The sequence below is a fragment of the Pseudomonas sp. ES1 genome, from assembly GCF_050586605.1.
Taxonomy (GTDB): Bacteria; Pseudomonadota; Gammaproteobacteria; order Pseudomonadales; family Pseudomonadaceae; genus Aquipseudomonas; species Aquipseudomonas sichuanensis.
Genome location: NZ_JBOBDM010000013.1, coordinates 52,031 through 72,854, shown reverse-complemented (window position 1 = coordinate 72,854; position 20,824 = coordinate 52,031). Strand labels below are relative to the sequence as shown.

The window sequence follows — 20,824 nt, the reverse complement described above, 5'->3', positions numbered from 1 at the left end:
ATCGCGGGGCAAGCCCGCTCCCACGAATTGGCTCGTGGGAGCGGGCTTGCCCCGCGATGCGTTTTCAGGGCACTTGCACGCCTTCCTTGTGCAACATATCCACCAGGCGAATCAGCGGCAGCCCGATCAGGCTCGTGGCATCGCAGCCATGGGTGCTCTGGAACAGGCTCACCCCCAGCCCCTCCGCTTTGAAGCTGCCTGCGCAATCCAGCGGCTGCTCGGCCTGCACGTAACGCTCCACGCGCTCCCGATCCAGTTCGCGCATGGTCACCGTGAATGGCACGCAATCGACCTGGCACTGGCCGCTGGCGCTGTTGAGCAGTGCCAGGCCGGTGAGGAAGGTGACCGGCTGGCCGCTCGCTTCCAGCAGTTGCTCGCAGGCGCGTTCGAAGGTGTGAGGCTTGCCGAGAATCTGCTCGCCGAGCACCGCCACCTGGTCGGAGCCGATGATCAGGTGTCCCGGGTGGCGGCCCGCGAGCGCTTCGGCTTTTTGTCGGGCCAGGCGGCGAACCAGTTCGACGGCGGGCTCATCGGTCAGCCGCTGCTCGTCTAGATCGGGGCTTGCCCAGCTGAAGGGCAGGCGCAGGCGGGCGAGCAGTTCGCGCCGGTAGGGGGAGCTCGAAGCCAGTAACAGAGGAAGCATGATAGACTCCTGGTCAATTGCCCCGAATTCTAACATGCGAGATGTGCCGAATTTCCTTTGACAGGGAGGGGGTGCATCCCTAGAATGCTGCGCCTATGTTGAATGACCCGATTCCACCTCACGTTGACCCGCGCAAATTAGCCGATCGAGGCGTAACCCTTAGTGGTTCGCTGCAACTCGCTGATTTGGAAAGACTCTGCGACCCGCTTTCCGACACTGTCGGTATGGTGCAGGCGAAGTTCGATTTTGAACGAGACGAACAGAAAGTTGTGGTTATCCACAGCGAGCTGGATGTCGAAGTCAAAATGGTTTGCCAGCGTTGTCTTGAGCTGGTCACCCTTCCAATCCACAGCGAATCTACTTACGCCGTGGTGAAGGAGGGTGCGAATACCCAGTCGTTGCCGAAAGGCTATGACGTGCTGGAACTGGGCGAAGATCCTTTGGATCTGCAGGCCCTGGTCGAGGAAGAGCTGCTGCTTGCCCTGCCGATCGTGCCTGCTCATCATCCGGAAGAATGCCAGCAGCCGGCGGGCGCAGATGAGCCCGAACCGAGCAAGGACGAGGTAACGCGGTCCAACCCGTTCAGTGTATTGGCGCAGTTAAAGCGTGACCCAAACGTTTAGGAGTTAATCAATTATGGCTGTTCAGCAGAACAAAAAATCCCGCTCTGCCCGTGACATGCGCCGTTCGCACGACGCCCTGTCGGAAAACGCCCTGTCGGTAGAGAAGAGCACCGGTGAAGTACACCTGCGTCACCACGTTTCGCCAGAAGGCGTATACCGTGGTCGCAAAGTGATCGACAAGGGCGCTGACGAGTAATCCTTGTCCGCTCAGATCATCGCGATCGACGCAATGGGCGGGGACTTCGGTCCCCGCAGCATTGTCCAGGCTAGCCTAGCCTGCCTTTCGGCTACTCCCTCGCTGCACCTGACCCTCGTCGGTCAACCCTCCCTTCTTGAAGAGCTTGTCAGCGGCCAATCGGCTGCGGATCGCGCGCGCCTGCAGATTGTTGCGGCCAGTGAAGTGGTGGGCATGGACGAGCGGCCGTCGCAGGCGTTGCGCGGCAAGCCCGACTCGTCGATGCGCATCGCCCTCGAACTGGTGCGGGACGGCAAGGCTCAGGCCTGCGTCAGTGCCGGCAATACCGGCGCGCTCATGGCGTTGTCGCGTTTCGTGCTCAAGACCTTGCCCGGTATCGATCGCCCGGCGATGGTGGCGGCGATCCCGACCCAGGCAGGCTACTGCCAGTTACTCGACCTGGGCGCCAATGTCGACTGCAGTGCCGAAAACCTCTACCAGTTTGCGGTGATGGGTTCGGTGGCGGCCCAGGCGCTTGGGGTTCATCGCCCGCGGGTGGCGCTGCTCAATATCGGCACCGAAGACATCAAGGGTAATCAGCAGGTCAAGCTGGCCGCCAGCTTGTTGCAGAACGCGCGTGGCCTGAACTACATCGGTTTTGTCGAGGGCGACGGCCTGTACCGCGGCGAGGCGGACGTGGTGGTGTGCGACGGTTTTGTCGGCAACATCCTGCTCAAGTCCAGCGAAGGCCTGGCGACCATGATCGCCGCGCGCATCGAGGCGTTGTTCCGTGGTGGTGTGCTGGCGCGGGCTGCCGGGGCCATGGCCATGCCATTGCTCAAGCGCCTGCAGGCCGACCTGGCACCGGCGCGACACAATGGCGCAAGCTTCCTCGGGCTCCAGGGTATCGTCATCAAGAGCCATGGCTCGGCGGGCGTGCAGGGTTTCCAGAGCGCCATCCAGCGTGCGCTGATCGAGATTCAGGAGAACCTGCCGCAGCGCCTGCACGGGCGCCTCGAGGACCTGTTGCCCTGAGAGTCGTGGGGCGGGCTTGCTCTGCGATGAGGCGGGTGCTGGAAAAACAAAGACTTTGGGCATATCGCCCATGAAGTGCTTAAATGTGACCGCTTGGTCCGCCGTTCCATCCAAGCTTTCAGATTTCGCGCTCGGCCTGTGGCCCGGCGCACCCTATCCGACGACAAGATCATAAGGGCTTGTTCAATGTCTGCATCCCTCGCATTCGTCTTTCCCGGTCAAGGTTCCCAATCGCTGGGCATGCTCGCCGAGCTCGGCGCTGAAAAGCCGGTAATCGTCGAAACCTTCAAGGAAGCTTCCGAGGCTCTGGGCTACGACCTGTGGAAACTGGTCCAGGAAGGTCCGGAAGAACAACTCAATCAAACCGACAAGACGCAGCCGGCCATTCTGACCGCCTCCATCGCCCTGTGGCGCCTGTGGCTGGAAGAGGGTGGCGCGCACCCGGCCTTCGTTTCCGGTCACAGCCTGGGTGAGTACAGTGCCCTGGTCGCAGCCGGCAGCCTGTCGCTCAAGGACGCCGTCCGCCTGGTCGAGCGCCGTGGCCAGCTGATGCAGGAAGCCGTGCCGGCCGGCCATGGCGCCATGGCTGCCATCCTGGGCCTGGACGATGCTGTCGTGGTCGAGCTCTGCGCCAAGGCCGCTGAAGATGAAGTGGTCAGTGCGGTGAACTTCAACTCGCCGGGCCAGGTGGTGATTGCCGGTAACAAGGCTGCGGTCGATCGCGCCATGGCGCTGTGCAAAGAGGCCGGCGCCAAACGTGCCCTGCCGCTGGCGGTCAGCGTGCCGTCGCACTGCGCGCTGATGAAGCCCGCTGCCGAGCGCTTTGCCGAATTCGTCAATGCCATCGAGTGGAAGGCCCCGCAGATTCCGGTGGTGCAGAACGTCACCGCCGCCATCGCTGCCGACCTCGATGCGCTCAAGCAGGATCTGCTGGCACAGCTGTACCAGCCTGTGCGCTGGGTCGAATGCGTGCAGGCCCTGGCCGAGCGCGGCGCGGTGAACCTGGTCGAGTGCGGCCCGGGCAAGGTGCTGGCTGGCCTGAACAAGCGTTGCGCCGACGGCGTAACCACTTACAACCTCAATACCCCTGACGCCGTCGCCGCCACCCGTGCGGCGCTGGCCTGAATCTGGAGACGCTTGCATGAGCCTGCAAGGTAAAGTTGCACTGGTTACCGGCGCCAGCCGTGGCATTGGCCAGGCCATCGCCCTTGAGCTTGGCCGCCAGGGCGCCATCGTCATCGGCACCGCCACTTCGGCCTCCGGTGCCGAGCGCATCGCCGCCACGCTCAAAGAGCACGGCGTCGCCGGTACCGGCATGGAATTGAACGTGACCAGCGCAGAGTCCGTGAATGCGGTACTGAGCGCCATCGGTGAGCAGTTCGGCGCCCCGACCATCCTGGTCAACAACGCTGGCATCACCCGCGACAACCTCATGCTGCGCATGAAGGATGACGAGTGGTTCGATGTAATCGACACCAACCTCAACAGCCTCTACCGTCTGTCCAAGGGCGTGCTGCGCGGCATGACCAAGGCCCGCTGGGGTCGTATCATCAGCATCGGCTCGGTCGTCGGTGCCATGGGTAACGCAGGGCAGGCCAACTACGCGGCCGCCAAGGCTGGCCTGGAAGGCTTCAGCCGCGCGCTGGCCCGTGAAGTGGGTTCGCGTGGCATCACCGTCAACTCGGTCACCCCGGGCTTCATCGACACCGATATGACCCGTGAGCTGCCGGAAGCGCAGCGCGAAGCCCTGCAGAAAGAGATTCCGCTGGGCCGCCTGGGCCAGGCCGACGAAATCGCCAAAGTGGTTTCGTTCCTGGCCTCCGATGGCGCCGCCTATGTCACTGGCGCCACCGTGCCGGTGAACGGCGGGATGTACATGTAAAAACCGCAATGCGATGTGACGGATTGCTTCAAAAAAGAGTCATACTCCGAGCTTAAAATCCGTTATAAAGCTGCAACCAGATTCCGGGCAGGGGGTTGGGCGACTTAGCTGAAGACGTGTTCCGCTTGAAAAGCAGGCGTCTTTCTATAAACTTGGTCACCGGCCAGCTGCCTGACATATGTCCATTAGGAGTGAAAACTAGGTATGAGCACCATCGAAGAACGCGTCAAGAAAATCGTCGCCGAGCAACTGGGCGTCAAGGAAGAAGAAGTCAAAAACGAATCTTCCTTCGTTGAAGACCTGGGTGCCGACTCGCTTGACACCGTTGAGCTGGTGATGGCTCTGGAAGAGGAATTCGAGACCGAAATCCCTGACGAAGAAGCCGAGAAGATCACTACCGTTCAAGCTGCCATCGACTACGTCAACAGCCACCAGGCCTAAGACGCTGTAGTCGACGCTTCTTGTCGGGGAAAACCGCACTGCCTTCGCCGGCGTGCGGTTTTTTCTTTGCGAGGCACCAGCGTCGTGTTGCGAGCCTTTAGAGCTTGTTGCCATTTCATTCCATTGCCTTGAATGCAATGGCAAGAAACTCTGTTATTGGAAAAGGAGAGTACTGTGTCGCGTAGACGCGTCGTGGTCACTGGTATGGGTATGCTGTCGCCACTGGGTACTGATGTACCGAGCACCTGGCAGGGCATTCTGGCTGGCCGCAGTGGCATTGGTCCGATCGAACACACGGATCTGTCTGCCTACTCCACCCGTTTTGGCGGCTCGGTGAAGGGCTTCGAGGTCGAGCAGTACCTGTCGGCCAAGGAAGCTCGCAAACTCGACCTGTTCATTCAATACGGCCTGGCAGCCGGTTTCCAGGCGGTACGCAATGCCGGTTTGGAAGTCACCGACGCCAACCGTGAGCGCATTGGCGTGGCCATGGGCTCGGGGATCGGCGGCCTGACCAACATCGAAGAAACCAGCCGGACCCTGCACGAGCAGGGCCCGCGCCGCATTTCGCCGTTCTTCGTGCCGGGCTCGATCATCAACATGATCTCGGGCTTCCTGTCGATCCACCTGGGCCTGCAGGGGCCGAACTACGCGATCGCCACCGCCTGCACCACGGGTACCCATTGCATCGGCATGGCCGCGCGCAATATCGCCTACGGTGAAGCGGACGTGATGATTGCCGGCGGTGCCGAAATGGCCGCCTGTGGCCTGGGCATGGGTGGCTTCGGGGCCTCGCGCGCGCTGTCGACCCGCAACGACGAACCGACCCGCGCCAGCCGTCCGTGGGACAAGGGCCGTGATGGTTTCGTGCTGTCCGACGGTGCCGGTGCCCTGGTGCTCGAAGAGCTGGAGCACGCCAAGGCGCGTGGCGCGACCATTTATGCCGAGCTGGTCGGTTTTGGCATGAGCGGCGACGCCTACCACATGACCTCGCCACCCGACTCGGGTGAAGGTGCTGCGCGCTGCATGGCCAACGCCCTGCGCGATGCCGGTATCGAGCCGCAAGCGGTCAGCTACATCAATGCCCACGGCACTTCGACCCCAGCTGGCGATATCGCCGAAGTGGCGGCGATCAAGCGCGTGTTCGGCGAGCATGCTTACAAGCTGGCAGTCAGCTCGACCAAGTCGATGACCGGCCACCTGCTGGGTGCCGCTGGCGCGGTGGAAGCGATCTTCAGCGTGCTGGCGATCAACAGCCAGATGGCGCCGCCGACCATCAACCTGGACGAGCCGGACGAAGGTTGCGACCTGGACTTCGTACCGCACCAGGCGCGCAGCATGCCTATCGACGTGGTGCTGTCCAACTCGTTCGGCTTCGGCGGGACCAATGGTTCGCTGGTGTTCCGCCGGTTCGCCGACTGATGCACTGCTGGATCGATGGCCAGGACGCGACTGCGGTCAATTTGCAGAATCGCGGCCTGGCCTACGGTGATGGTCTGTTCGAGACCATTGCCGTGCGTGGCGGCAAGCCCAGCCTGCTAACCCGGCATCTCGACCGCCTGGCACTGGGTTGCCAGCGCCTGGCGATCGACGTTGATCTGGTGCTGGTTCGCAATGAGCTGTTGCAATTCGCTCAGTTGCTGGGGGAGGGCGTCGCCAAGCTGATCCTGACCCGCGGCGACAGCCAGCGCGGTTATGCCCCGGCGCCCGGCGCCCAGGCGCGGCGTATTCTTCAGGGCAGCCCCTTGCCCGTCTATCCTGCACAACACGCCGAGCTGGGGGTGCGCCTGTTCCCCTGTCAGACACGGCTGGCGGAACAACCGCTGCTGGCCGGACTCAAACACCTCAACCGCCTGGAGCAGGTGCTGGCCCGTGCCGAATGGCAGGACAGTGCGTATGCCGAAGGCTTGATGCGCGACAGCCAAGGGCGAGTGATCGAAGGGGTGTACAGCAACCTGTTCCTGGTGCGTGGCGAGGTGCTGCTGACCGCCGACCTGAGCCGTTGTGGCGTGGCTGGCGTGATGCGTGGCGCATTGCTCGAGCAGGCGTCGTTGTCGGGTCTTGCCGTCGAGGTGCGTGACCTGACACTGGAGGACCTGCAGCAGGCCGACGAAGTGTTTGTCTGCAACAGTGTCTACGGTATCTGGCCCGTACGTGAATTCGCTGCACTGAACTGGCCGGCAGGCCCGCTCACCCTTAAACTGCAGGCCGTTGCCCGTACGTTACTGGATACCTGATTCGTGAGACGCAAATTCCTGCTGCTGCTGGAAATGGGTTTGATCCTCGCCGGCCTGGCATTGGGCTGGGCTGCCTGGAAGGTCAACTCGGTCCTGGAGCAGCCCCTGCAAGTGGCGCAGGAGCGCCTGCTCGATGTGCCCGGCGGCACCACGCCCAATCGCATGTTCTACCGCATGGAAGGCGAGGGGCTGCTCGACGATGCGCTGTGGCTGCGCCTTTACTGGCGCTTCAACATGGCGGGCACCCCGCTGCATACCGGTGAATACCGCCTGACCCCCGGCATGACCGTGGGGCAGTTGTTCGATGCCTGGCAGCGCGGCGATGTGGTGCAGTACAACCTCACCCTGGTCGAGGGCTGGACCTTCCGCCAGGTGCGTGCGGCAGTGGCCAGGCACGACAAGATCAAGCACACCCTCGATGACCTGAGCGACGCGCAGGTGATGGACAAGCTCGGTCACACCGGCGTGTTCCCCGAGGGCCGTTTCTTCCCTGATACCTACCGCTTCGTGCGCGGCATGAGCGATGTCGAACTGTTGCAGCAGGCCTACATGCGCCTGGACGAAGTGCTGGCCAAGGAGTGGGCCGAGCGCAGCACCGGCTTGCCGTATCGCGACCCTTACCAGGCGCTGATCATGGCCTCGCTGGTGGAGAAGGAAACCGGCATCCCGCAGGAACGCAACCAGATCGCCGGTGTGTTCGTGCGCCGGCTGCGCCTGGGGATGATGCTGCAGACCGATCCGACCGTGATCTACGGCATGGGCGAGCGCTACAACGGCAAGATCACCCGGGCCGACCTGCGTGAGCCGACGCCCTACAACACCTACACCATCAGCGGCCTGCCGCCGACGCCAATCGCCATGGTCGGCCGCGAAGCGATCCATGCCGCGCTCAACCCCAGCGATGGCAGCAGCCTGTATTTCGTCGCCCGTGGCGATGGCAGCCATGTGTTCTCCGATGACCTGGATGACCACAACAGCGCTGTGCGTGAGTTCCAGCTCAAGCGGCGGGCAGACTATCGCTCCAGCCCCGCACCTGCGGCGCAGCCGGGAGCAGGCGAGCAGCCGATGCCCGACCAGGAGACGCCTGCCGAGGCAGCCCCGCCTGAAAGTGACGCTGGCGCGCCTACCGATGAATCCGTACCGGCCGAGGCGCCGGTACCCGAAAAACAGTAAGGAACACCCGTGAGCGGTTTGTTTATCACCCTGGAAGGCCCCGAAGGCGCGGGCAAGAGCACCAACCGCGACTACCTGGCGGCGCGCCTGCGTGAGCAGGGTGTCGATGTGGTGATGACCCGCGAACCCGGTGGCACGCCACTGGCCGAGCGCATCCGCGAGCTGCTGCTGGCGCCCAGCGACGAACCCATGGCGGCCGATACCGAGTTGCTGCTGATGTTCGCTGCCCGTGCCCAGCACCTGGCAGAAGTGATCCGCCCGGCCCTGGCGCGTGGCGCCGTGGTGCTCTGCGATCGCTTCACCGATGCTACCTACGCCTACCAGGGCGGTGGCCGTGGCCTGTCGGTGGAGCGCATCGCCATCCTTGAATCCTTCGTCCAGGGCGAACTGCGCCCGGACCTGACCCTGGTCTTCGACCTGCCCGTCGAGGTCGGCCTGGCCCGTGCTGCTGCCCGTGGCCGGCTGGACCGCTTCGAGCAGGAGGGCCAGGCCTTCTTCGAGGCGGTGCGCCAGGCCTACCTGCAACGCGCCGCCCAGCAGCCGCAACGCTACAGCCTGCTGGATGCCGCTCAGCCGCTGGATGCGGTGCAACGGGCGATCGATGCGCTGCTGCCGGGCCTTGTGGAGCGTTGCCGTGGCTGAAGCCTACCCCTGGCAGCAGGCGCTCTGGCAGCAACTGGCCGGGCGCAGCCAGCATGCCCACGCCTACCTGCTGCATGGGTCCCAGGGTATCGGCAAGCGTGCTCTGGCCGAGCGGCTGATGGCGCGGCTGCTGTGCCAGGCGCCTCAGGGGCTGGATGCCTGCGGGCAGTGCAAGGCGTGCCTGCTGCTCAAGGCCGGCAGCCATCCGGACAACTTCGTGCTGGAGCCAGAAGAGGCCGACAAGCCGATCAAGGTCGACCAGGTTCGCGAACTGGTGTCGTTCATCGTGCAGACGGCCCAGCAGGGCGGGCGCAAGGTGGTGCTGATCGAGCCGGTGGAGGCGATGAACGTCAACGCGTCCAATGCCTTGCTCAAGAGCCTTGAGGAGCCTTCCGGCGATACCGTGCTGCTGTTGGTCAGCCACCAGCCCAGCCGCTTGCTGCCCACCATCAAGAGCCGTTGCCAGCAGGTCACCTGCCCGCAGCCGAGCCTGGCCCAGAGCCGTGCGTGGCTGGCCGATGCCCTTGCCGATAGCGGCGAAGAGGAGCGCGAGGAGCTGCTGACTCTGGCCGCCGGCTCGCCGCTGATGGCTGTCAGCCTGCAGGCGAAGGGTGTGCGCGAGCAGCGCGCGCTGGTCACCGAGGGCGTGAAGAAGCTGCTCAAGCAGCAGCAGTCGCCCAGCCAGCTGGCCGAAGCCTGGAACAACGTGCCATTGCTGTTGTTGTTCGACTGGTTCTGCGACTGGTCGCACCTGATCCTGCGCTATCAGCTGACTCAGGATGAGGACGGGCTAGGCCTGGCCGACATGCGCAAGGTGCTGCAGTACCTGGCGCAGAAGAGCCGCCAGGCCAAGGTGCTGGAGGTCCAGGAGTGGATCCTCGAGCAGCGCCAGAAAGTGCTGGGCAAGGCCAACCTCAACCGTGTGCTGCTGCTCGAAGCCTTGCTCGCCCATTGGGTGCAGCTGCCGGGCATGCGCTGATCTCCATCGTTCATTCATGTGTGTGTTCCCATGCTCGTAGATTCCCATTGCCACCTCGACCGTCTTGACCTCAGCGCCCATCAGGGTTCCCTCGATGCCGCCCTGCAGGCCGCGCGTGAGCGCGGCGTCGGGCATTTCCTGTGCATCGGCGTCAGCGCCGAGAACGCCGGCGCGGTCAAGGCGCTCAGCGAGCAGTACGCCGACGTCGATTGCTCGGTGGGGGTGCACCCGCTGGACCTGGCGCCGGGTGAAACCCCGGCCCTGGAGTGGCTGCTGCGCGAGCTGGCCCATCCGCATGTGGTGGCCATTGGCGAGACCGGCCTGGATTACCACTACGAGCCCGAAGCCGCCGAGCTGCAGCAGGCCTCCTTCCGCCTGCACCTGGAAGCCTCGCGGCAGACCGGCAAGCCGGTGATCGTGCACACCCGTGCGGCCCGCGAGGACACCCTGGCGCTGCTGCGTGAAGCCAACCTGCCCCAGGCTGGGGTGCTGCACTGCTTCACCGAAGATTGGCCGATGGCCAAGGCTGCGCTGGACCTGGGTTATTACATCTCGTTGTCCGGCATCGTGACATTCCGCAACGCCGACGCTCTGCGCGAGGTGGCCCGGCAGGTGCCGGTCGATCGCCTGCTGGTGGAGACCGATTCGCCGTACCTGGCGCCGATCCCGCATCGCGGCAAGCCGAACTTGCCGCAGTACGTGCGCGAAGTTGCCGAATATGTCGCCTCGCTGCGCGGGGCCAGCTATGAGCAGCTGGCCGAGCAGACCACCGCCAACTTCAAGCGCCTGTTCCCGCTGGCACGGGTGGCCTGATCCGCAGTTCGCCGCTGGCGCCCGGGCAAAAAAAACCCGGGTTCTGGGGGGGGAATCCGGGTTAAGACCATTAGGAGTAAAACAAAGGTACGCGGTCCCTGGGCACCTTTATCGGCGCGCCACTTGGGGGGGATGCGCCGCGCCAACACTTCAAGTATTGGCCAGGATTGGCGCCCTGCCAGCGCTCGCTGATCGTTTTTTAAACAGATTTGGAATACGTCGGCGCTCCCTTGGGCGATCAGTGCATGGCGATTTGCCTGACCAACCGCAGTGCTTCGTCGATCAGGCGCTCATCGGTATAGAAGTGTGGGGAAAAACGCACGCCGGGCCCGCGCAGGGCGCAGATCACTTGCTGGCTGCTTAGCGACCGATAAATGTCGGCATTGGCGCGGCCCGCCACAGTGAAATTGACGATGCCTGCGCGGCGCCTTGGGTCTGCCGGGCTGTGCAACTGCACGCCCGGGATCGCCATCAGCCCCTGATGCAGTTGCTCGACGCGCTGCCCGAGTTGCTCTGCAACCACGTGTATGCCGACATCTTCCAGCAAGGACAGGCTGGCCTCCAGCGCGTAGGCGCCGAGCATGTTCGGGCTGCCCGGCTCGAAACGTCGGGCGCTGCGTGCCGGTTGCCAGCTGCGGCGCTCGAAATCGCCCAGCTGTTCGAGCATGTGCCAGCCGTAGGCGTGCAGTTTCAACTGGCTGCGCAGGGCGCCGCGGCAGTAGAACACCCCCAGACCCTCGGGGCCGAGCATCCACTTGTGGCCGTCGGCCATGGCGAAATCGCACTGGTAGTGCTGCACGTCGAAGGGCAGGGCGCCAATCTGCTGGATGGCATCGACGCAGAACAGCACGCCCCGTTCGCGACAGCCCTGGCCCAGGCGGGCAAGGTCCAGGCGCAGGCCGCTGGCGAACTGCACGGCACTGATCGCCAGCAGCCGGGCGCGCGGGCCACAGGCCTTAAGCAGTGCGGCTTCTGGGTCATCCCCGGCCAGGCTGGTCTCGATCACATCAACGCCTTGATCCGCCAGTGCCTGCCAGACCACGCGATTGGAGGGGAACTCTTCGTCGCTGATGATCACCTTGTCGCCGCGTTGCCAGTCGAGGCCGAAGGCCACCAATGACAAGGCTTGCGAGGTATTGCCCAGCAAGGCGATGTCGCCGGTGGACGGCGCGTTGAGCAGGCGCGCCAGGCGTTCGCGCAGGCGCCGCTCGGTGGCCAGCCAGGCCGGGTAGTCGCTGGCGCCCCGCTGCAGGTTGTCACGGGCGAAGCGCGCCACGGCATCAGTGGCCCGGCGCGGCCACGGAGCGATGGCCGCATGGTTCAGGTAGCACAGGCCCGGAGCCTGCTCGAACTCATCAAGAAACACAGACATGCTTGGAAGATCCGTGCAATTTACCGCCAGTTAGGCATAATAATCCGCTTCGATTGTCATCCTAGTCCTACCTATGCACAAAGAACCTCGTAAGGTCCGTGAATTTCGCCGCCGCGAGCAGGAAATCCTCGATACGGCGCTCAAGCTGTTTCTCGAACAGGGTGAAGACAGTGTCACCGTCGAGATGATCGCCGACGCCGTCGGCATCGGCAAAGGCACGATCTACAAGCACTTCAAGTCCAAGGCGGAGATCTACCTGCGCCTGATGCTCGACTATGAGCGTGACCTGAACGAGCTGCTGCATTCCGCTGACGTCGACCGTGACAAAGAGGCGCTGTCGCGCGCCTACTTCGAGTTCCGCATGCGTGACCCGCAGCGCTACCGGCTGTTCGACCGCCTGGAAGAAAAGGTGGTCAAGGGCAACCAGGTGCCGGAAATGGTCGAGCAGTTGCACAGCATCCGTGCCTCCAACTTCGACCGCCTGACGCAGCTGATCAAGGGCCGCATCAGCGAAGGAAAGCTCGAGGATGTGCCGCCGTACTTCCACTATTGCGCGGCGTGGGCGCTGGTCCACGGTGCGGTGGCGCTGTACCACTCGCCGTTCTGGAGCAACGTGCTGGAAGATCAGGAAGGCTTCTTCCAGTTCCTCATGGACATCGGCGTGCGCATGGGCAACAAGCGCAAGCGCGACCCAGAAACCGCGAACTGAAGCGGCCCGGGCGGTGCTTGCCGGCCCTCGGTGAGCATCGCGTGATTCAGCCTTCGACAGGAAGACTTGCAAAAACCTGATTTATGAGTCAGGTTTCGCCGGTCCGATTCTTCCATGCCGGAGTCACCCATGATCGTCGATCGTCAAGGCAGGCGCTTTCGCAACCTGCGCGTCAGCCTGACTGCTGCCTGCAACTACGCCTGCACCTACTGCGTGCCCGATGGCAAGCGCCTGGTGGCGGCGCAGGACGAACTGGGGGCCGAGGCGCTGGGGCGCGGCGTGGCCTACCTGGTCGAGGCCGCAGGTGTCGAGCGCTTGCGCATCACCGGCGGCGAGCCGCTGATCAGCCCGCGGCTCGAGGGCTTCCTGACGGCGGTGGCCGGGCTCGGCCTGGAAGACATCAGCCTCACCACTAATGGCCAACTGCTTGCCCGCAAACTGCCGCTGCTGCGTGCTGCCGGCATCCGCAGGCTGAATGTCTCGCTCGATACCCTCGACCCCCTGGCGTTTCGCCGCATCGCCCGTGGCGGCGACCTGGCCAGCGTGCTAGACGGCATGGCCCAGGCCAGCGCTGCTGGCATGGCGATCAAAGTCAACATGGTGCCCATGCGTGGGCAAAACCTCGATCAGGTACTGCCGCTGCTCGACTACTGTCTGCACAAGGGTTACGAGCTGCGCTTCATCGAGCTGATGCGCATGGGCCACCTGGCCCGCGACAGCAATGCCTTCGGGCAGCAGTTCGTGGGGCTGGAGCAATTGCTCGCGCTGATCGGCGAAGCCCATGAGTTCGAGCAGGCGCAGCGCCCGGTGGATGCTACCGCGCTGCGTTATCGCATACCCGGCAAAGGGCACTTCGGGGTGATCGCCAACGAGAGCGTACCCTTCTGTCGCGCCTGCTCGCGGCTGCGCTTGTCGTCCACTGGCTGGCTGCATGGTTGCCTCTCTTCAGGCAACCGTCACTTTGTCGGCGACCTGCTGGACAAGCCGCGCCACCAGGCGCTGCCGGCGTTGCAGCGGTTGCTGGTGAAGGCGCTGGCGGACAAGCAGGGCCTGGCGTTCTCCGGCGATGTGATGGTGATGAAGGTGATCGGCGGCTGACTCTGGCGCAAAAGCTGCATCTGGCGGCTATTCGCCGGTTTTTCGTCACCGGCCTTTGGAGGAAAGATGCGTAGCCTGGTCTTGCTGCTGGCGCTGATGGCGTTGGGCGGTTGCATGAAAGTCAGCGACATGGGGGAAGAGGTCCGTTACCAGATGAGCGACGTGGGCCTGCTGGATCACAGCAACACCACCCGTACCCTGTCCATCCGCTTGCAGCCCGATTCGTTCATCTTCATTGGTCAGGGCGCGTTCATGCCGCCGGGCAAGGGGCCGCAGCCGCGCCAGAACGCCGTGGCCGAGGAAGCCTTCAAGAGTTTCATCGAGTACTTCCCGCTGGTGCGCCGCGCCCAGGGCCCGCTCGGCCTGGAAGACGCGATCGCCGAAGCCCGTTCGATCGGCGCCGACTACGTGCTGTACACCCGCTTCGCCCGCACCGACGACCGTATCGGCAATGGCGATGAATGGTATGACGAACAGGCCGTCGACCGCCTGGGCTGGGACACTGGCGTGGTGCAGATGATGCTGATCGAGACCAGCACCCGCTACCTGATCGACACCGCCCGCATCAAGAGTCGTGGCGGTTTGTTGACGTTCCATGACAACAGCCCCCAGGATTTGCTTGCCGCGCCCATGCGCGAGTACGCTCGTAGCCTCTTGGGCATGAGCAAGTAAGCGAGCGTGATATGACCGACACCGGCAAAGCCAACGATCTGCTGGCGCAGATCCCCGCACACAAGGGCCTGCCACCGGTGCATCTGTGGAACCCGGATTTCTGTGGCGACATCGACATGCGCATCGCCCGTGACGGCACCTGGTACTACCTGGGTACGCCGATCGGGCGCAAACCGATGGTCCGGCTGTTTTCCACCATTATCCGCCGCGATGGCGACGACTACTTCCTGGTCACGCCGGTGGAAAAAGTCGGTATTCGCGTTGATGACGCGCCCTTCGTTGCGGTGCTGCTGGATGTGCAGGGGAGTGGCGAGCAGCAAGTGCTGCGCTTCACCAGCAACGTCGACGATCAGGTCGAAGCCGGCCCGGCCAACCCGCTGCGGGTAGTGATCGACCCAGTCACCCAGGAGCCTGCGCCCTATGTGCTCATGCGTGGCAACCTCGAGGCGCTGATTCACCGCAACGTGTTCTACCAGTTGGTGGAGTTGGCGGTGCCGCAGATCATCGAGGGTGAGCAGTGGCTCGGGGTTTGGAGCCATGGCCAGTTCTATCCGATCGGGCGCGACGCCTGAGCGAAGATCGGCCTCCCGCTTTTTCCGCGAATTGGCCGTTTCCCCTATATCGGGCGGGGCATAACCTGAGGGCCACAGCCAATCAGGAGATCCCCGTCATGAGTATTCCCCGTCTTTCCCTCAGCGTGTTTGTCGCCTTCGGCGTGTTGGGCGCCAACGTGCCTGCCTGGGCGCATGGCGACGCGCAGCATCCCGATCAGGTGAAGGTTCTCCAGGAGCAGCTGCCCAGCAATGCCCCGGGCAAGAAAGCGGTGATGCTCACCGTCAGCTACGCACCGGGCCAGGCATCGCCCGCCCATCAGCACCCAGGCGCGGTCATGGCTTATGTATTGGAAGGTGCGGTCGTCTCGAAGCTCAACGACGAGCCGCAGAAAACCTACAAGGCCGGCGAGTTCTGGTACGAAGCGCCGGGCACCGTGCACAGCGTATCGAGCAACGCCAGCAAGACCGCGCCGGCCAAGCTGCTGGTGTGGAGCCTGGTGGACGAGGGGCGGCCAGTGACCGAACCCCTGTCCCAATGAGCCGCCCGTCAGGGCATCGTGGCTACAGTTCGCGTTGCACGGCGCTGATCAGGGTTGTGTCCAGCACTTGGCTGGGTGCCACCTGGACGCTCTGGGTATAGAAGGGCGGCAGGTTCTGCGCCAGTTGCGCCACGGCCTGGGCACTGACGCCGGCAGGCAGTAGCACATATTGCAAGTTGGAAGGGAATGACTGCGGTACCGGCCCTTCCATGGTTGAACCGTAGGCGCCAAAGGTCATCACCGCCTGGCTGGTCGCCGGGTCAGGGATGTACAGGAACACGAAGGTGCCGTATTTGGGGTGCGTGAGGCATTGCTTCGCCTGGGCGCGTACCGCAGGGTCGTTGTCGTTCATCAGCTTCCAGCGCAGTTCGGCATAGCCACGCGTGGTCTCCATGAACGCGGTGCGGATTGGCGACTGCTTCTCCACGCCTCCCAGGCAGGCCAACAGGTTGCCGAACGGGTCGAGCAAGGCCACGGCGTTCATGGTGTCGGCCTGGCGGGCGGTTTCGATCAGTGGGCGGGCCAGTTCCTGCCCTGGCATGCGCGGGTTGGCGCTGCTGACCCTGAGGCTCCAGGGGCTCAGGGCCGCCAGGGCTTGCCGGACTTTGCTGTCGGCGGGCAGCGAGCTTGGGTTGCGCAGTTGGTCAGGTGGCAGGCCACTGTTGTTGCTGGCGTCACGCACGCTGGACACGCTGGCGTCGAAGATCGAACCGGTGAGGCTGAAGGCTGCGGCATCGATACCGCAGCCGGCATAGACCGGCCCGCTGCCTGCGCCCTGATAGGGTCGGTTGATCGGCGCGGCAACCGCATAGTAGCCCCAACTGGCCTGCGCCTTCTGGCGCACGGCGGGTGGCAGGCTGGGGAAATCGAACTGGCTGTTGAAGTTGATCCCCGCATAAGTGTCGATGGCGCTGACCGCCACGTTGAAGCCGGCAGTCAGCAGCGAGCCGGCGCACATGGCGCAGGGGTCGAGGGTGGTCACCACGGTCAGTTTTTCCGGCGCTGGCAGGCCCAGGTGCTGGCGGTTGGCGAAGTACCAGTCCACCAACTGTCGTTCGCCGTGGGCGGTCGGGTCGTGGGGCAGGAACGGCGGTTGCACGGTACTGCCGGGGTAGGGCATCAGCACATTGTTGTGCAGGGCGGCGAGCACGTTGCCGGTGGCATTGTCGATGATGCAGCCACCAACTGCGAAGGTGCCTTGCTGGCTGGCCAGGATGGCCTGGTTGGCAACGAGTTCCACCGCTTGCTGGGCATTTTGGGCGGTCTGCTTGGTGTCCATCTTGACTCCCTGTCGTTGAGGCGCCGGATGCGCATGCAGACGATAGTTCAGGGCAATTGGAAAACAAGGGGCGTGTGCAAAAGAACCTGCAGTGGCTGCCTGGCTGGCGAGGCAGTGCAGGCGTTGCCACAGCCAAGTTGAATTGGGCCGGCCATCGAGAGCATTCACACGGTAGCAAGCAGCTACACGCCAAAACGAAAAAACCCGCCAGGAGGCGGGTTCTTCGGGTGTTCAAAGACTGTGGAGGCAATCTCTGCAACGCTGTTTGGCTCCGCGACCTGGACTCGAACCAGGGACCCAATGATTAACAGTCATTTGCTCTACCGACTGAGCTATCGCGGAATTTCGGCGTATCTTACCGACTGCCAGGGGGAAGTCAAGCTTCCCCTTGGCAATCAAGGAGTTACAGTACTTCTACGATGGCCTTGGTGACCACGTGGATGTTGCTCTGGTTCAGGGCAGCAACAGCGATGCGGCCGGTGTCCAGGGCATAGATGCCGAACTCGTTCTTCAGGCGTGCCACTTGCTCCACGGTCAGGCCGGAGTAGGAGAACATGCCAGCCTGGCGACCAACGAAGCTGAAGTCGCGCTTGGCACCGTATTCGGCCAGCAGCTCGACCATCTGCTTGCGCATGCCATGGATGCGGGTGCGCATCTCGGCCAGTTCGGCTTCCCACATCTGGCACAGCTCGGGGCTGTTCAGCACGGTGGCGACGATGGTCGCGCCGTGGGTCGGCGGGTTGGAGTAGGTGGTGCGGATCACCCGTTTGACCTGCGACAGCACGCGGGTGCTCTCGTCTTTCGAGGCGGTGACGATCGACAGCGCGCCGACGCGCTCGCCGTACAGCGAGAACGACTTGGAGAACGAGCTGGACACGAAGAACTCCAGGCCCGACTCGGCGAACAGGCGCACGGCGAAGGCGTCTTCGGCGATGCCGTCACCAAAGCCCTGGTAGGCCATGTCGAGGAACGGCACGTGGCCTTTGGCCTTGACCACTTCCAGCACGTTCTTCCAGTCGTCCAGCGACAGGTCGACGCCGGTCGGGTTGTGGCAGCAGGCGTGCAGCACGATGATCGAGCCGGAGGGCAGGTTGTTCAGGTCTTCGAGCATGCCGGCACGATTGACGTCATGGCTGGCGGCGTCGTAGTAACGGTAGTTCTTGACCGGGAAACCTGCGGTTTCGAACAGAGCGCGGTGGTTTTCCCAGCTCGGGTCGCTGATGGCAACCACGGCGCCCGGCGCCAGGCGCTTGAGGAAGTCGGCACCGATCTTGAGCGCGCCGGTACCACCGACAGCCTGCACGGTCACTACACGGCCGGCGGCCAGCAGTGGCGATTGGGCACCGAAAATCAGCTTTTGCACGGCCTGGTCGTACTGCGCGATGCCATCGATCGGCAGGTAACCGCGGGAAGCGTGCTGGGCGGCACGCTGGGTCTCTGCTTCGATCACTGCGCGCAGCAGCGGAATGCGGCCTTCCTCATTGCAGTAGACGCCTACGCCCAGGTTGACCTTGTCGGTACGTGGGTCGGCGTTGAATGCTTCGTTGAGGCCCAGGATAGGGTCGCGGGGTGCCAGCTCGACAGCGGAAAACAGGCTCATTGTTACCTTGGCTCGGATAGGAGAGTGATAGGGGTTGCCACGCTCCAGCCGAATGCACTGAAGCGGTGCACAAACGGGGAGTCAGTATAGTGATACCGCCCGGTCACTGCGACAGTCTGGCGCAGCTTTTCCGGCTGTTTGCGCAAATATTTTTCGACCATTGGTCGAATTGCCCGGTCCATTGCCATAGGTGCTGCCGGGCCAGGCTTGAAAGCCGCGCCCGGCGGGCGCATTTGCGTATAGACTACTGGCTAAATTTACAGTTGCCGCGACATTCACGAGGTCCGTCATGTCCGAGTTCCAGCTCGTCACCCGATTCCAGCCGGCCGGCGACCAGCCCGAGGCCATCCGCCAGATGGTCGAGGGCATCGAGGCCGGGCTTTCGCACCAGACGCTGCTGGGCGTGACCGGCTCGGGCAAGACTTTCAGCATCGCCAACGTGATCCAGCAGGTGCAGCGTCCGACCTTGGTGCTGGCGCCGAACAAGACCCTGGCGGCGCAGCTTTACGGCGAGTTCAAGGCGTTCTTCCCGAACAACGCGGTCGAGTACTTCGTCTCCTACTACGACTACTACCAGCCCGAAGCCTACGTGCCGTCGTCGGACACCTTCATCGAGAAGGACGCCTCGATCAACGACCATATCGAGCAGATGCGCCTGTCGGCGACCAAGGCGTTGCTCGAGCGGCGCGACGCGATCATCGTCACCACCGTGTCGTGCATCTATGGCCTGGGCAGCCCCGAGGCGTACCTGAAGATGGTCCTGCACGTCGACCGTGGCGACCAGCTCGACCAGCGTGCGTTGCTGCGCCGCCTGACCGAGCTGCAGTACACCCGCAACGAGATGGACTTCGCCCGCGCCACCTTCCGTGTGCGCGGCGATGTGATCGACGTGTTCCCGGCCGAATCGGACCTGGAGGCCATCCGCATCGAACTGTTCGATGACGAGGTGGAGAACATCGCCGCCTTCGACCCGCTGACCGGCGAGGTGATCCGCAAGCTGCCGCGCTTCACCTTCTACCCCAAGTCGCACTACGTCACGCCGCGCGAAACGCTGCTCGAAGCGGTGGAGGGCATCAAGGAAGAGCTCAAGGAGCGCCTGGAGTACCTGCACAAGCACAACAAGCTGGTCGAGGCCCAGCGCCTGGAGCAGCGCACCCGCTTCGACCTGGAGATGATCCTCGAACTGGGCTACTGCAACGGCATCGAAAACTACTCGCGCTATCTTTCCGGGCGCCCGGCCGGCGCGCCGCCACCCACGCTGTACGACTACCTGCCGGCGGATGCATTGCTGGTGATCGACGAATCCCACGTTTCCGTACCCCAGGTCGGCGCCATGTACAAAGGCGACCGGTCGCGCAAGGAAACGCTGGTGGAGTACGGCTTCCGCATGCCATCGGCATTGGACAACCGCCCCATGCGCTTCGACGAGTGGGAGGCGGTCAGCCCGCAGACCATCTTCGTGTCCGCAACGCCCGGCCCTTACGAAGCCGAGCACGCCGGGCGCGTGGTCGAGCAGGTGGTGCGCCCCACCGGCCTGGTCGACCCGCAGGTCGAAGTGCGCCCTGCGCTAACCCAGGTCGACGACCTGCTGTCGGAGATCGGCAAGCGCGTCGCCCTGGGCGAGCGGGTGCTGGCCACCACCCTGACCAAGCGCATGGCCGAAGACCTCACCGACTACCTGGCCGATCACGATGTGCGGGTGCGCTACCTGCACTCGGACATCGACACCGTCGAGCGGGTGGAGATCATCCGCGACCTGCGCCTGGGCACCTTCGACGTATTGGTGGGCATCAACCTGCTGCGCGAAGGCCTGGACATGCCGGAAGTGTCGCTGGTGGCCATTCTCGATGCCGACAAGGAAGGTTTCCTGCGTTCCGAGCGCTCGCTGATCCAGACCATTGGCCGTGCGGCGCGCAACCTCAACGGCAAGGCAATCCTCTACGCCGACAACATCACAGGCTCGATGCAGCGCGCCATCGACGAGACCGAGCGGCGCCGGGACAAGCAGGTGGCGTTCAACGCCGCCAACGGCATCGTGCCCAAGGGGGTGGTCAAGGACATCACCGACATCATGGAAGGTGCCACCGTGCCCGGTGCGCGCAGCAAGAAGCGCAAGGGCATGGCCAAGGCGGCGGAGGAGGCCGGGCGTTACGAAGTCGAGTTGCAGACTCCGGCCGAGATCACCAAGCGTATCAAGCAGTTGGAAGAGAAGATGTTCCAGTTCGCCCGCGACCTGGAGTTCGAGGCCGCCGCGCAGTTGCGCGACGAGATAGGCAAGCTGCGCGAGCGCCTGATCGCCAGTTGAGCAGCCGGTATCGGTGTTGGCCTCTTCGCGGGTAAATCGGGGCGCCGAACCGCCGC

22 protein-coding genes and 1 tRNA gene are annotated in these 20,824 nt (G+C 63.7%); 18 read left to right on the top strand and 5 right to left on the bottom strand.

Going from position 1 to position 20,824, the window contains the following annotated elements; all coding sequences use genetic code 11:
• Positions 1 to 64 precede the first annotated feature (64 nt).
• Positions 65 to 643 (bottom strand): Maf family protein, encoded by a 579-nt coding sequence (locus ACQ4N9_RS07965; protein WP_390967759.1) that lies wholly within the window; start codon positions 641 to 643, stop codon positions 65 to 67.
• 95 nt (positions 644 to 738) lie between these two features.
• Between ACQ4N9_RS07965 and ACQ4N9_RS07960 the strand changes: the two genes are divergently transcribed.
• The 12 genes from ACQ4N9_RS07960 (at position 739) to ACQ4N9_RS07905 (ending at position 10,640) form a co-directional block, all read left to right on the top strand.
• Positions 739 to 1,266: a YceD family protein gene (locus ACQ4N9_RS07960; protein WP_110995683.1), complete on the top strand. Its 528-nt coding sequence runs from the start codon at positions 739 to 741 to the stop codon at positions 1,264 to 1,266.
• 13 nt (positions 1,267 to 1,279) lie between these two features.
• The gene (gene rpmF, locus ACQ4N9_RS07955; RefSeq protein ID WP_008096416.1) at positions 1,280 to 1,462 is read left to right on the top strand and encodes a 50S ribosomal protein L32; all 183 of its coding nucleotides are present in this window, start codon (positions 1,280 to 1,282) and stop codon (positions 1,460 to 1,462) included.
• Between the two features lie 3 nt (positions 1,463 to 1,465).
• Positions 1,466 to 2,476: a phosphate acyltransferase PlsX gene (gene plsX, locus ACQ4N9_RS07950; RefSeq protein WP_125463228.1), complete on the top strand. Its 1,011-nt coding sequence runs from the start codon at positions 1,466 to 1,468 to the stop codon at positions 2,474 to 2,476.
• 186 nt (positions 2,477 to 2,662) lie between these two features.
• Entirely contained in the window at positions 2,663 to 3,601 is a 939-nt protein-coding gene (gene fabD / locus ACQ4N9_RS07945; protein WP_125857897.1) for an ACP S-malonyltransferase, read from the top strand.
• Positions 3,602 to 3,617: 16 nt separating this feature from the next.
• Entirely contained in the window at positions 3,618 to 4,358 is a 741-nt protein-coding gene (gene fabG / locus ACQ4N9_RS07940; protein WP_390967760.1) for a 3-oxoacyl-ACP reductase FabG, read from the top strand.
• A 204-nt stretch (positions 4,359 to 4,562) separates the two neighbouring features.
• Positions 4,563 to 4,799, top strand: coding sequence for an acyl carrier protein (gene acpP, locus ACQ4N9_RS07935; RefSeq protein WP_010223225.1), 237 nt, complete (start codon positions 4,563 to 4,565; stop codon positions 4,797 to 4,799).
• A gap of 174 nt (positions 4,800 to 4,973) precedes the next feature.
• The gene (fabF, locus tag ACQ4N9_RS07930) at positions 4,974 to 6,218 is read left to right on the top strand and encodes a beta-ketoacyl-ACP synthase II (protein ID WP_110995679.1); all 1,245 of its coding nucleotides are present in this window, start codon (positions 4,974 to 4,976) and stop codon (positions 6,216 to 6,218) included.
• The gene (gene pabC / locus ACQ4N9_RS07925) at positions 6,218 to 7,033 is read left to right on the top strand and encodes an aminodeoxychorismate lyase (protein WP_390967761.1); all 816 of its coding nucleotides are present in this window, start codon (positions 6,218 to 6,220) and stop codon (positions 7,031 to 7,033) included. Before fabF ends, pabC begins: the two co-directional genes overlap by 1 nt.
• 3 nt (positions 7,034 to 7,036) lie before the next feature.
• Positions 7,037 to 8,206, top strand: coding sequence for an endolytic transglycosylase MltG (gene mltG, locus ACQ4N9_RS07920; RefSeq protein WP_390967762.1), 1,170 nt, complete (start codon positions 7,037 to 7,039; stop codon positions 8,204 to 8,206).
• A 9-nt stretch (positions 8,207 to 8,215) separates the two neighbouring features.
• On the top strand, positions 8,216 to 8,848 hold the full coding sequence (tmk, locus tag ACQ4N9_RS07915; RefSeq protein WP_125857902.1) for a dTMP kinase: 633 nt from the start codon (positions 8,216 to 8,218) through the stop codon (positions 8,846 to 8,848).
• Entirely contained in the window at positions 8,841 to 9,827 is a 987-nt protein-coding gene (locus tag ACQ4N9_RS07910; protein WP_390967763.1) for a DNA polymerase III subunit delta', read from the top strand. The genes tmk and ACQ4N9_RS07910 overlap by 8 nt, the downstream gene beginning before the upstream one ends.
• A 30-nt stretch (positions 9,828 to 9,857) precedes the next feature.
• Positions 9,858 to 10,640: a TatD family hydrolase gene (locus tag ACQ4N9_RS07905; protein ID WP_110995674.1), complete on the top strand. Its 783-nt coding sequence runs from the start codon at positions 9,858 to 9,860 to the stop codon at positions 10,638 to 10,640.
• A 238-nt stretch (positions 10,641 to 10,878) separates the two neighbouring features.
• Here ACQ4N9_RS07905 and ACQ4N9_RS07900 read toward each other — a convergent pair whose 3' ends face one another.
• On the bottom strand, positions 10,879 to 12,012 hold the full coding sequence (locus tag ACQ4N9_RS07900) for an aminotransferase class V-fold PLP-dependent enzyme (protein ID WP_390967764.1): 1,134 nt from the start codon (positions 12,010 to 12,012) through the stop codon (positions 10,879 to 10,881).
• A 73-nt stretch (positions 12,013 to 12,085) separates the two neighbouring features.
• Between ACQ4N9_RS07900 and ACQ4N9_RS07895 the strand changes: the two genes are divergently transcribed.
• The 5 genes from ACQ4N9_RS07895 to ACQ4N9_RS07875 all read left to right on the top strand — a co-directional run bounded on the left by ACQ4N9_RS07895 (position 12,086) and on the right by ACQ4N9_RS07875 (position 15,584).
• Positions 12,086 to 12,721, top strand: coding sequence for a TetR/AcrR family transcriptional regulator (locus tag ACQ4N9_RS07895; protein WP_110995672.1), 636 nt, complete (start codon positions 12,086 to 12,088; stop codon positions 12,719 to 12,721).
• A gap of 129 nt (positions 12,722 to 12,850) precedes the next feature.
• Positions 12,851 to 13,819, top strand: coding sequence for a GTP 3',8-cyclase MoaA (locus ACQ4N9_RS07890; protein WP_390967765.1), 969 nt, complete (start codon positions 12,851 to 12,853; stop codon positions 13,817 to 13,819).
• Between the two features lie 66 nt (positions 13,820 to 13,885).
• Positions 13,886 to 14,491: a DUF4823 domain-containing protein gene (locus ACQ4N9_RS07885; protein WP_390967766.1), complete on the top strand. Its 606-nt coding sequence runs from the start codon at positions 13,886 to 13,888 to the stop codon at positions 14,489 to 14,491.
• A gap of 11 nt (positions 14,492 to 14,502) precedes the next feature.
• Positions 14,503 to 15,063, top strand: a complete 561-nt coding sequence (locus ACQ4N9_RS07880) for a DUF1285 domain-containing protein (protein ID WP_390967767.1) — start codon at positions 14,503 to 14,505, stop codon at positions 15,061 to 15,063.
• A 98-nt stretch (positions 15,064 to 15,161) separates the two neighbouring features.
• A complete protein-coding gene (locus ACQ4N9_RS07875; RefSeq protein WP_390967768.1) occupies positions 15,162 to 15,584 on the top strand; it encodes a cupin domain-containing protein in 423 nt (140 codons plus the stop codon).
• Between the two features lie 22 nt (positions 15,585 to 15,606).
• Here ACQ4N9_RS07875 and ACQ4N9_RS07870 read toward each other — a convergent pair whose 3' ends face one another.
• The 3 genes from ACQ4N9_RS07870 to ACQ4N9_RS07860 form a co-directional block, all read right to left on the bottom strand.
• Positions 15,607 to 16,863, bottom strand: a complete 1,257-nt coding sequence (locus ACQ4N9_RS07870; protein ID WP_390967769.1) for a nucleoside deaminase — start codon at positions 16,861 to 16,863, stop codon at positions 15,607 to 15,609.
• 266 nt (positions 16,864 to 17,129) lie between these two features.
• Positions 17,130 to 17,205: transfer RNA gene (locus ACQ4N9_RS07865), tRNA-Asn, on the bottom strand.
• Positions 17,206 to 17,266: 61 nt separating this feature from the next.
• Positions 17,267 to 18,463: an amino acid aminotransferase gene (locus ACQ4N9_RS07860; RefSeq protein ID WP_390967770.1), complete on the bottom strand. Its 1,197-nt coding sequence runs from the start codon at positions 18,461 to 18,463 to the stop codon at positions 17,267 to 17,269.
• A gap of 289 nt (positions 18,464 to 18,752) precedes the next feature.
• On the opposite strand from ACQ4N9_RS07860, the gene uvrB reads away from it, so the two are divergent.
• Positions 18,753 to 20,768: an excinuclease ABC subunit UvrB gene (gene uvrB, locus ACQ4N9_RS07855; protein WP_390967771.1), complete on the top strand. Its 2,016-nt coding sequence runs from the start codon at positions 18,753 to 18,755 to the stop codon at positions 20,766 to 20,768.
• The last annotated feature ends 56 nt before the right edge of the window (positions 20,769 to 20,824 follow it).